Raw genomic sequence first — 11,244 nt, 5'->3', positions numbered from 1 at the left:
TTTTTTTTTTTTTTTTTAATTATATGATATAATAAACAAAAGTGAGGTGTTTTTATGAAAAAAAGTTTAGTATATTCTATTACATTATTATCTAAGATTATATTCATAATAGAACTTATTTTACCGATGTTTATTATAAATAATGTAATAAATAAAGATTTTAAAAAAGTTATAATATATACGGCTTTAATTTTTTTAATAAATATTTTAAATATAATATTTAATTATTATTCTGAACTGTTTATAGAAATGTATACAGAAGAACAAAAAATTAAATTTATAAATAAGTGTTCAGTAAAAATAATAGGTCAAAAAAATAGTTTACTCTTAAATAAGGAAAAATATATTTCTTGGCTTACTAATGATGCGAATATGCTAAAAAAAGAATATTTCACTAATAGAATAAATATAATATTTTATATTTTTATATCAATAGTTTTGATGCTAAGTTTAATGTATTTTGATATTTATTTGTTTTTAATAAATTTAATTGGAGCCATTCTTATATTACTTTGTTCAAAATATAATGAAAAAAAATACGAAAATATAAGTTACTCTATATCTAAATTTTCTGAAAAGAAAATTAAAAATTTGACTAATATATTTTCTAATATCTTTTCTTTCTTTTTTTCAAATAATATGGAAAAATTCAAAGAAAAAACATATGAATATAATGAAGAATATTATGAAAGTTATAAAAAAACAATAAAAAAATTGCATATTTTTTTGCTTTCACAATATTTTTTGGTTTTATTAACGCAATTGTGCAATATTTTCTTTTCTTTTTATTTAATATACATAGGAAAAATTAGTATAGGTTCTATAATTACTATAGGACTTATTTCAGGTAATGTGACAAATTATTTTAATGGTATTGTTGTTACTTTTATAGAAATTAAAAATTCAAAGAAATTATTAAAAAAATATGAAATAGAAATTTTGGAAGAAAAAAATGGAACGAAAGAAATTGAACATATAGAAAATATAGAATTTAAAAATTTAAATATAAAGGATGTTTATGATAATTTATCAATAAAATTTGAAAAGGGAAAGAAGTATTTGATTGTTGGTGAAAGTGGAGTAGGTAAGTCGACTCTTATAAAAGCCTTATTTAAAAATATAGATGACTATAATGGGGAAATTTATATAAACTCGATTAATATAAAAGACATCGATAAATATTGTATTTATTCAAAAATAGAATTTGTAGATGCAGAAAATTTTGTATTTTATACTAATATTTATAACAATATTAGTATTTATGATGAAAAAGCAGATAAAGTAAAAATAGATAAAATACTTGAAGATTTAGAAATAGATAGAATAAATAAAGATATTGAAGAAAATAATGTGTCTTTGGGACAAAGACAAAGAATAAATCTTGCAAGATTATTGTACTCTGATAAAGAGGTAATTATTTTAGATGAAGCTACAGCAAATCTAGATGAAAAAAATAGGAAAAAAATAGAAGCTAAACTTTTGGGAACTAATAAATTAGTTATCTTTATTTCGCATCATTATGATGGAGAATATATGAAGCAATTTGATGAAGTTATTCAATTGAGAAAAGGAGGATTTTATGAAAAATCTTTTATTTCAAAGTAAATACATAAAAAAAACAAGATATAAAAATTTATTAGTTTGTTTCATAAAGATTATATGCTCATTAGTAAATAGTATAATACCCATTATTGCAATAAGAAGTTTTAATTTTTTAATAGCTAGAAAAATGCATCAATTCATTAAATATTCAATATTAGAAGCTTTAGCCTTTGCATTATTTATTATTTTATTAGTATTTTTTAACTATTATTCTTCAATAGTTGGTGAACAAACTAAAATGGAAATAGTAGATAAAATATTAGAGGGTGTAGCAAAAAAAAGTGCTAGAAAAATTGAAAAAGATAAATATTTATCATGGGCATTAAATGATGTTCAAAGTATTCAAACTATATATTTGGGTAATATTTATAATATATATGAAGCTGTCCCTTTGTTTATATTTTCTGTAATTTCATTGATATATATAAACAAATATTTGCTAGTTATTTCTGCAATTTTAACTTTTGTTTCATATAAAATACCCGACTTATTTAATGAAAAACTTAAAACTAAACAAGAAAAGTACAATATTTCTCAAGAAATATATTTGAAAAAATTAAAGAATCTATTTGAAGGAATACTTAAATTTATATATTCTAAAGCTAATAATAGATTTGAAAAAGAGATAGTAAAAGAAAGTAATAAAATTAAAAAAGTATATTTAGAAAATTCTAAAATAAATATAAAATATACTACAGTAATGTCTGGTGTAAATGAACTTTCTAATTTAATAATTTGTGTAGCGACCTATATATTAATATATTTTGGGAGTATTAGTATAGGTGTATTTATGGGGATAAATAAAATTTTTACAAATTTTATGAGCTCTATAATAAATTTATTAAAAATATGTAGTAAATTAAAGGTTGGAGAATCTATTTTGCTTAAGTTTGACAAAGAATTAAGCGAGAAAGTAATAGATTTTGAAAGCCTCGGTGAAATAAAGGAAATAGATATACAAAATTTAAAGGTAGAGAATAAGCTAAAAGAAAATTCTTTGAAAATTAAAATTGGTGAAAAATATGCAATAGTTGGGAAATCTGGAAGTGGTAAAAGTACTTTAGCTAGAACTTTGCTTGGTATGGAAGACTACAGTGGAAATATATTGGTAAATGGAAAAGAATTAAGAAAAATCAATATGAAAGATATATATGATAAGATTTCTTATGTTGATGATAATAATCAAGTTATTTATGCTAATATTTATGATAATATTTCTCTATTTTCTAAATATGATAAAAATAAAATTGATGAAATAATTAAATTTTTAAATTTAAAAGCTATTGATCCTAATAAAATTCTTGAAGATACTAATATATCAACAGGTGAAAAACAAAGAATAAAAATAGCTAGAATGATATATCAAGATAAACCAATTATTATCCTAGATGAAGCAACAGCTAATATAGATAAAGATAATAGAAATATTATAGAAAAGTATTTATTAGATAGTAATAAAACCTTGATATATATAACACATCATTTAAATGAAGTTTTTACTGATTTAACTGTAAAATATATTGATAATTAAATATGAAGGAGTATAAAAAAAATGGCACAAAAAATCATTTTAAAAGATGATATGAAAATTAAAAATTCTGCTGTAGGTTTTAGTTATACAACAGCATATTTTGGGTCGTTAGTTCCACTATTTAGATTTGATATGGAAGGATTTGTTCTAATATTTGCTGTAGAACTATTAATGATGATAATAGTTTTTGCTGCATTTTTAGAAAATAATTATATTTTATATGGAATAGGAATTGTTCTTAGTCTTGTAGTAAGGATTTTTTTAGGATTTTGGTATAATAAATTCTATACGATTAAATTATTAGAAAAAGGCTTAGAGCCTATTGATGAATATTCAGATGCCTTACTTATACTTTATGGATTTAAAAAAATAGATGATAATATAGATCTTATTAAATATAAAATTATGATAGATAGTAGTGAAAATACAAAGGCTATTATTTTTATCATATCACAAGTAATTAATGTAATAGGAATTATTGTAACTATGATTTTCCTATACTTTTATGGAAATATTTTTAATTTTTTCTATGGACCTTATGAACAAACTCAAGAACAATCACAAAGTATAGAAAATAGTAATCAAAATAATGAAACAGCATATGAAAATACAAATGAAAATACGAGCGAAAATACAAATGAAAACACAAATGAAAGTACAAATTCAAATTATAATAGCTACCTTGATGATGAGGATATTTATAGGGCAGATAAAGTTTATGACGAAGTAATTAATAAAGAAAATTATGATTACTTATATCAATTTACAAAAGATGAATTAGGCATAATAAGAAATACTTTCTATGCAAGAAGAGGATATATTTTTACAGATCAAAAATACAAAGAATATTTTTCTCAAAAATCTTGGTATAAACCTACAACTTATATAATGGATATATTACCACCACAAGAAAAGAAATTAACTAGAATAATAAAAGAATATGAAGCACAAGCTTATTAATATTGATTGATGAAATTGTTAAGAATATAGAATAAGAAATGAAGTGAAGTTAGAATAAAATTTTACAATTTTTTAAAACTAAAAAAGAAAACAAGCAAAAATAGACAAAAATAACATTTTACAAGAAAATATGAAATTTACAACACCATAAGGACCTGGAAGTTTTGTAGTAGGTTACCAAATAAGTGGCTATGAATATTGGCACGATAATGATAATAAAAAATTGAAAGATATATTGGAAGAAAAGTTGGATACATTATAATCTAAGAATGTATAAAATTAAATTGGAGTGCAAGTCAAGTAATTTTACTTGACTTTTTTTAAAAATTTTTGTATACTTAAGAAGTTATGAAAGAATTAAATGAATTTTTAAAATATTCAGATTTATTTGAAATATATAAGTCTTTAATTTCTGAAAAGCAAAGAATGTATTTGAAAGCATATTTTGAAGAAGATAATTCACTTACAGAAATTGCAGAAGCTATGAATGTTAGTAAACAAGCAGTATATGATATGATAAAAAAAGTTTGTAAAAAATTAGACTTTTATGAAAATGAATTACATATCTATAAAAATGCTAGAGATAAATTGTTGCTTTTAAAAGATTTAAGAAATAATTTCAATAAAGAATATTTGGATAAACTAATACAAAAATTAGAGGAAGATAGCTATGTTTGAAGGTTTAAGTGATAAATTAAAAAAAGCTATGAAAACTATAAGTGGTAAAAGTAAATTAACTGAGTCTAATATTACTGATGCCATAAAAGAAGTTAAAATGGCTTTATTAGAAGCAGATGTAAATTATACAGTTGTTAAAAATTTTGTTTCTAAGATAAAAGAGAAGGCTATGGGAGCAAGCGTGCTTGTTGGAGTTAATCCTAGTCAACAATTTATAAAAATAATAAATGATGAATTGATTGAAACTTTAGGTGGAACAAATGTAGAATTAAATTCTAAAAAAAGAGAATTTAGGGTTATAATGCTTGTAGGATTACAAGGAGCTGGTAAAACAACTTTTGCTGGAAAATTAGCTAAATTTTTAAAGAATGAAAAATCATTACTTATAGGTGCCGATGTATATAGACCAGCTGCTAAGCAACAATTAAAAGTTTTATGTAAGCAAATAAATGCGCTTAATTATACTATAGATGATAGTCAAGATGTAAAAGCAATTGTTGCAAATGGTATAGAAGAAGCAAAAAAATATAAAGTTGATAATGTTATTATAGACACAGCAGGTAGATTACATATAGATGAAAAATTAATGGATGAATTGAAAAATATTAAGGCTCAAGTTAATCCAGATGAAATACTATTAGTAGTAGATGGTATGACAGGACAAGATGCAGTTAATGTTTCTAAAAATTTTAATGATGCTTTAGGAATAACTGGTGTTGTTTTAACCAAAATGGATGGAGATACAAGAGGTGGAGCAGCTTTATCTATTAAAGAAGTTTGTGGTAAGCCAATAAAATTCATAAGTGAAGGAGAAAAACTTGGTGATATTTCTAAATTCCATCCAGATAGATTAGCTGGTAGAATATTAGGTATGGGAGATGTCGTATCTTTAGTTGAAAAAGCAAAAGATATGATAGATGAAAAAGAAGCCAAGCTAATGGAAGCTAAATTTAGAAAAAATCAATTTGATTTTGAAGATTTCTTAAAGCAATTTAAGATGATAAAGAAATTAGGCTCTCTTGGAGGAATACTTAAGATGTTGCCGGGAATAAATCTTGAAAAAATTGATATGAATGGTGCTGAAAATGAGCTGAAAAAAGTTGAGGCTATAATTTACTCAATGACAGTACAAGAAAGAAGAAATCCACAAATATTAAAGGTTTATTCAAGAAAAGTTCGTATTGCAAAAGGAAGTGGGACACAAGTTAGTGATGTGAATAAATTACTTAAACAATATGAGCAAATGAAACAAATGATGAAAATGTTTAATAGTGGAAAATTTGGAAAAATGTTTTAAAAAAAATGGAGGTATATAAAATGTTAAAATTAAGATTAACTAGACTAGGAAGAAGAAAACAACCAGTTTATAGAATTGTTGCAATGGAAGCTTTAGGAAAAAGAGATGGTAAAGCAGTTTCATATATAGGAACTTTTAATCCATTAGTAGAAGAAAATCAAATTAAATTAAATGAAGAAGAAGTATTGAAATTCTTAAACAATGGAGCACAACCAACTGAAACAGTTAAATCATTACTTGTTAAAACTGGTACTTGGGCAAAATTTGAAGAATCAAAGAAAAATAAGTAAATCAAATGAAAGGCTATTGTAGAATACAATAGTTTTTTTTTAATTTTAAAATAATGCACCTAGTATTAAGAATTAGGTGCATTTAATATATTTAAAATATTTTCTGTATCTTCAGAAGCCTTAACAGCTCTAAATATATGAGTTATGAAACCTTTTTCATCAATGATGAAAGTTGATCTTTCTATACCAATATATTTTTTTCCAAACATTGATTTTTCTTTAAGAACTTCATATTTATCGCAGGCAATTTTATCTGTATCACAGAGTAGTAAAAAAGGTAAATTATATTTATCTATAAATTTAGAATGTGATTTTTCATTATCTTTTGAGATACCTATTAAAATAACACCTAATTTTTTAAATTCTTCATAGCTATTTCTGTAATTACAAGCTTGTGTAGTACAGCCAGGAGTATTGTCTTTTGGGTAAAAATAAATTACAACTTTTTTTCCTAAATAATCGCTTAAATGATGTTTTTTACCAGCATAATCACATAATTCAAAATCATATGCTTTATCGCCAACTTTAATCATGATAATCCCTCTATTTCTTCATTTTCATTTATATCGATAATATTAGCATTAGGTAATTTAGGTAAGCCAGGCATATCAATTATATTTCCAGACATTACAACAACGAAACCAGCACCGAATGAAGGTCTAATATCAGAGATTGTAAAGGTATAATCTTCAGGTACATCAATAATTTTAGGATCATCTGTAATAGAAAGTGGAGTTTTTGACATACAAATAGGTAATTTATCTATACCTTTATCTTTAAAGAATTTTAATTTTTCTTGTGCAAGTTCAGAATATTTAACTGTTTTTGCACGGTATATTTCTTTTGCAAGGCAGGCAATTTTATCCTCAATACTCATATCTAAAGGATATAAATAGCTAAAATTGTTTTCAGAATTATTATCAATATTATCTATTTCTTTTACCACTTTATTAGCTAAGTTAACTGCACCAATACTTCCCTTTGCAAAAGAATCTACAATAGCAAAAGGTATATCATTTTCTTTACAAAAGCTCTTTATATTTTCTATTTCTTCATTACTATCATTTTCAAATTTATTAAGTGCCACTATAATTGGAATGTTATATTTCTTTAAATTTTCTATATGTATTTTTACATTAGAAAGTCCATTTTGTTCAATTGCTCTACAAGTAACAACTAACACAGCAATATCTGGTGTTATAGATGATAATCTACATTTAATATCAAAGAATTTTTCAGCACCCAAATCTGCTGCAAAACCAGCTTCTGTTATTGTGTAATCACAAAGTTTAAGTGCTAATTTTGTTGCTATAATAGAATTGCAACCATGTGCAATATTTGCAAAAGGACCACCATGTATAAATACAGGTGTATTTTCTGTAGTTTGTACTAAGTTAGGTTTTATTGCATCTTTTAAAATTACAGCACAGGCACCTTGAATATTTAAGTCTTTAACAGTAATTAATTTTCCATCTTTAGATTTAGCAACAACAATCTTTGAAATTCTTTCTTTTAGATCTACTAAATTTTCACTCAAACAAAGTATAGCCATTATTTCGCTAGCTGCAGTAATTTGAAAAGAAGCTTCTCTTTCATACTTTTTATCTTTAATCAAAATATTTCTTAAAGCTCTATCATTTGTGTCAGTAACTCTTTTGAAATATATATTATTTTCATCAATATTAAGACTATTACCCCAATATATATTATTATCTATGCAGGCAGCAATTAAATTATGTGCAGCTGTTATCGCATGGAAATCACCAGTGAAATTAAGATTAATATCTTCCATAGGTAAAACTTGTGAATAACCACCACCAGCAGCACCACCTTTGAAACCAAATACAGGACCCATAGAAGGTTGTCTTATAGTAGCAATAGATGAATAATTTAAAAAGTTAAGAGCTTGAGTAAGACCTATTGTAACAGTGGATTTACCTTCTCCTTTTTTTGTAGGTGTCATACTAGTTACAAGGACTAATTTACCATTTGATCTAGTCTCTAATCTTTTAAAAATATTTAAATTAATTTTTGCCTTATATTTTCCATATAATTCTACTTCATCATCAAGAATATTTAATTTAGTGTAAATATCCTTAATATTTTTTAATTTTGTATTTCTTGCAATTTCTATATCTGTCATTAAATCACCTCGTGCTTATTATATCATAAAAAAGTTGAGAAATAAAAAAGAAAAAAATAACATTACTCAATTAGTTAAATATAAAAAAATGTGGTATAATTTAAGATAACAAGTAGGAGGTAACAGAAAATGTCAGTTAAAATTTTTGCTGATGGAGCAAATTTAGAAGAAATGCTAAAAATTTATGAAAGTGGCTTAGTTCAAGGTTTTACAACTAACCCATCACTTATGAAAAAAGGTGGTGTTAAGAGTTATAAGGAATTTTCAAAAAAAGTATTAGAAAAAATTAAAGATGTCCCAGTTTCATTTGAAGTATTTACAAATGAATTAGATACAATGTACAAAGAAGCAAAGGAAATCGCAAGTTGGGGAGAAAATGTATTTGTTAAAATTCCTATTATGACTGTTAAAAAAGAAAGTACAGCCAGTTTAATAAAGAAGCTATCAGCTGAAGGTGTAAAAGTAAATGTTACTGCAGTATTTACAGTTGAACAAGTAAAGGAAGCTGTAGATGCTTTTGATAAAAATGTACCAGGTTATGTTTCAATTTTTGCTGGAAGAATTTCTGATGCAGGATATAATCATATGCCTATAATGGAAGAAGCTAGAAAAATATGTAATGAAAAACCTAAAGCAGAATTACTTTGGGCAAGTACAAGAGAAGTATATAATATTTTTCAAGCAGAACTTATTGGTGCGGATATTATAACTTGTCCAAATAGTGTAATATATAAATATAGTAATAAGGGTGCTAGTCTTTTAGATCTATCATATAATACAGTGGAAACATTTGCGAAAGATATTTCAAATTTAGGCTTTAGTGTATTTGAATAAAAAAAAGAAGACTAGACCTGTTCTAGTCTTTTTTGAAGAAAGGATAATATGTTGAGTGTAAAAAAAATAAGAATAATTAATTTTTTACTTTTTTTGATTTTGATATTCATTTCAAGAAAAATAATAATAGATAATTTTTTTAATGAAACTATGGTTACTGTACCTAATGTTATAAATCTAGAAAAAGATGAAGCAATCAAGGCATTGAAAAAATCAAAATTAGATGCAAGTATAATCAGTGCAAGATCAAATGATGTTCCCCTTAACTTTGTATATTCGCAAACACCAAGAGCAGGAGAAGTAGTTAAAAAAAATAGAGCAATTAAAATATATGTTAATGAAAATAGAACAAATAAAATACCTGAATTAGTTGGAAAAACTTTAACTGAGGCTATGAGATATCTTGAAGAAAATAATATAGAGATAAAAAGAGTAGATTATATTCATACAGATAGACCAGATGATGAAGTGCTATCAGTATATCCAAATAATGGGAAAATTGCTTTTGGTGAAAAAATTTGTTTATTAGTATCAACACATTCAACTATAAGTAATAATAAGATGCCTAATATAGTAGGCTTAGATGTTAATGAAGCAAATAGAGTTTTAGCACAAATAGGATTAAAAATAACTAATATAAGTAGAGTTACAAATACAACTTATCCAAATAATGTTATAGTTTCAAGTGAACCTAATACTGATATGCCACTAACTCCTAATACAATAATAAGTGTTGTAATAAGTGAACAAAAAGAAGCAACAGAAAATAAGGAAAAAGAAAAAATAAAACAAGAAAGTATAGATAATATAATAAAAAAAGCACTTAACGATAAGATGCCGGATAATAAAGAGGATAAAAAAGAAACAAAAGATACAAAAGATACAAATAAAGGAAGTGAAGGAAATTAGGGGATATGTTATAGGAAAAACACAAGGGATTTATACTCTACTTGCTGATGGAAAAAGATATAATGTTAAATTAAGAGGAAGTTTAAAAAAAAATAAGGATAAATTGAATTGTATTATAGGAGATTATGTAGAATTTTCAGATTTCATTGAAAAGGTTGAAGAGAGAAAAAATTTTTTATTAAGACCTTTAATAGCTAATATTGATTATGTAGCTATGGTTTATTCAGCAAAAAATCCAGATTTTGACTTTATTTCCTTCCAAAAAAATTTATTATGGATAGATAAGCAAAGGGTTAAAAGAATTTTAATTTTAAATAAGATGGACTTAGAAATGGATGGCTTACTGGAAAAAATACAAAAACAATTTATTAATTTGAAAATTTTTCCTATTAGTTTGAAAGACAAAACTGGACTTAAAGAATTGGAAGAATTTTTAGAGAATAAACATATTGTTTTATCAGGTCTAAGTGGAGTTGGTAAATCGAGTTTAATAAATTATCTTTTAAGAGAAGAACTTGCTAATGTAGGAAGTATAAGTGAAAAAACAAAAAAAGGTAAAAATACAACAATATTGACGAAATATTATAATAAAAATAATATGATACTTTTTGATACACCAGGTTATTCAAGCATTGATTTTCCAAATTTTGAAAATAAAAAAGATATAAGAAACTATTTTATAGAATTTGAAAATGAACATTGTAAGTTTCGTGATTGTATCCACTTAGATGAACCTAACTGTGCTATTAAAGAGGCAGTTTTAAGGGGTGCAATAAATGAAGAAAGATATGAGTTCTATAAATATGTAATTAGAAATTTTGAATAGAGAGTTTTAGTAAACTCTCTATTTATTTTATTTTGGTTAAAAAAGATATTTTGAATATTGTGTAACATTTGTAGGAAAGAACCAGTTTTGTGATTGAGAAGTCAAAAAAAGTTTTTAATTAAACTTAAATAGAACATTACATATATTTAAACTATTTTGATATAATTAAATGCT

At 24.3% G+C, this 11,244-nt stretch carries 11 protein-coding genes; 9 read left to right on the top strand and 2 right to left on the bottom strand.

The features are described 5' to 3' along the window. The first annotated feature begins 54 nt into the window (after positions 1–54). From AWT65_RS05850 to rpsP, 6 genes are all read left to right on the top strand, one after another. On the top strand, positions 55–1,605 hold the full coding sequence (locus AWT65_RS05850) for an ATP-binding cassette domain-containing protein (RefSeq protein ID WP_066730105.1): 1,551 nt from the start codon (positions 55–57) through the stop codon (positions 1,603–1,605). Beyond that, the gene (locus AWT65_RS05845; protein ID WP_066730104.1) at positions 1,580–3,133 is read left to right on the top strand and encodes an ATP-binding cassette domain-containing protein; all 1,554 of its coding nucleotides are present in this window, start codon (positions 1,580–1,582) and stop codon (positions 3,131–3,133) included. Before AWT65_RS05850 ends, AWT65_RS05845 begins: the two co-directional genes overlap by 26 nt. 21 nt (positions 3,134–3,154) lie before the next feature. Then, a complete protein-coding gene (locus tag AWT65_RS05840; RefSeq protein WP_066730103.1) occupies positions 3,155–4,093 on the top strand; it encodes a YARHG domain-containing protein in 939 nt (312 codons plus the stop codon). 348 nt (positions 4,094–4,441) lie between these two features. Further along, positions 4,442–4,771: a YlxM family DNA-binding protein gene (gene ylxM / locus AWT65_RS05835; RefSeq protein WP_066730102.1), complete on the top strand. Its 330-nt coding sequence runs from the start codon at positions 4,442–4,444 to the stop codon at positions 4,769–4,771. Continuing rightward, positions 4,764–6,068, top strand: coding sequence for a signal recognition particle protein (ffh, locus tag AWT65_RS05830; protein WP_066730101.1), 1,305 nt, complete (start codon positions 4,764–4,766; stop codon positions 6,066–6,068). Before ylxM ends, ffh begins: the two co-directional genes overlap by 8 nt. Positions 6,069–6,088: 20 nt before the next feature. After that, complete coding sequence (gene rpsP / locus AWT65_RS05825; RefSeq protein WP_066730100.1) at positions 6,089–6,358, top strand: 30S ribosomal protein S16; 270 nt, start codon at positions 6,089–6,091, stop codon at positions 6,356–6,358. Between the two features lie 65 nt (positions 6,359–6,423). Here the strand turns inward: rpsP and bcp are convergent, their stop codons facing one another. Beyond that, complete coding sequence (gene bcp / locus AWT65_RS05820) at positions 6,424–6,891, bottom strand: thioredoxin-dependent thiol peroxidase (protein WP_198142958.1); 468 nt, start codon at positions 6,889–6,891, stop codon at positions 6,424–6,426. After that, a complete protein-coding gene (locus AWT65_RS05815; protein WP_066730098.1) occupies positions 6,888–8,501 on the bottom strand; it encodes a formate--tetrahydrofolate ligase in 1,614 nt (537 codons plus the stop codon). The genes bcp and AWT65_RS05815 overlap by 4 nt, the downstream gene beginning before the upstream one ends. A gap of 129 nt (positions 8,502–8,630) precedes the next feature. Here AWT65_RS05815 and AWT65_RS05810 point away from each other — a divergent pair, with 129 nt between their 5' ends. The 3 genes from AWT65_RS05810 to rsgA are packed head-to-tail and all read left to right on the top strand — an operon-like array spanning position 8,631 to position 11,070. Continuing rightward, positions 8,631–9,335 carry a transaldolase gene (locus AWT65_RS05810; RefSeq protein ID WP_066730097.1) on the top strand — a complete coding sequence of 235 codons (705 nt, stop codon included), beginning with the start codon at positions 8,631–8,633 and terminating at the stop codon, positions 9,333–9,335. A gap of 48 nt (positions 9,336–9,383) precedes the next feature. Next, positions 9,384–10,244: a PASTA domain-containing protein gene (locus AWT65_RS05805; RefSeq protein ID WP_066730096.1), complete on the top strand. Its 861-nt coding sequence runs from the start codon at positions 9,384–9,386 to the stop codon at positions 10,242–10,244. Next, positions 10,231–11,070, top strand: coding sequence for a ribosome small subunit-dependent GTPase A (rsgA, locus tag AWT65_RS05800; protein ID WP_066730095.1), 840 nt, complete (start codon positions 10,231–10,233; stop codon positions 11,068–11,070). Before AWT65_RS05805 ends, rsgA begins: the two co-directional genes overlap by 14 nt. Positions 11,071–11,244 lie beyond the last annotated feature (174 nt).

Source organism: Sneathia sanguinegens (assembly GCF_001517935.1).
In the GTDB taxonomy this organism is placed as follows: domain Bacteria; phylum Fusobacteriota; class Fusobacteriia; order Fusobacteriales; family Leptotrichiaceae; genus Sneathia; species Sneathia sanguinegens.
The sequence above is the reverse complement of the archived record's forward strand: the minus strand, read 5'-3'. Positions and strand labels throughout refer to the sequence as shown.

Bases quoted from the DNA above. Each gene is read 5' to 3' on its own strand.
- AWT65_RS05845 (WP_066730104.1), top strand. From the start codon at position 1,580: ATGAAAAATCTTTTATTTCAAAGTAAATACATAAAAAAAACAAGATAT.
- rpsP (WP_066730100.1), top strand. From the start codon at position 6,089: ATGTTAAAATTAAGATTAACTAGACTAGGAAGAAGAAAACAACCAGTT.
- AWT65_RS05840 (WP_066730103.1), top strand. From the start codon at position 3,155: ATGGCACAAAAAATCATTTTAAAAGATGATATGAAAATTAAAAATTCT.
- bcp (WP_198142958.1), bottom strand. From the start codon at position 6,891: ATGATTAAAGTTGGCGATAAAGCATATGATTTTGAATTATGTGATTAT.
- ylxM (WP_066730102.1), top strand. From the start codon at position 4,442: ATGAAAGAATTAAATGAATTTTTAAAATATTCAGATTTATTTGAAATA.
- AWT65_RS05805 (WP_066730096.1), top strand. From the start codon at position 9,384: ATGTTGAGTGTAAAAAAAATAAGAATAATTAATTTTTTACTTTTTTTG.
- ffh (WP_066730101.1), top strand. From the start codon at position 4,764: ATGTTTGAAGGTTTAAGTGATAAATTAAAAAAAGCTATGAAAACTATA.
- AWT65_RS05850 (WP_066730105.1), top strand. From the start codon at position 55: ATGAAAAAAAGTTTAGTATATTCTATTACATTATTATCTAAGATTATA.
- AWT65_RS05815 (WP_066730098.1), bottom strand. From the start codon at position 8,501: ATGACAGATATAGAAATTGCAAGAAATACAAAATTAAAAAATATTAAG.
- AWT65_RS05810 (WP_066730097.1), top strand. From the start codon at position 8,631: ATGTCAGTTAAAATTTTTGCTGATGGAGCAAATTTAGAAGAAATGCTA.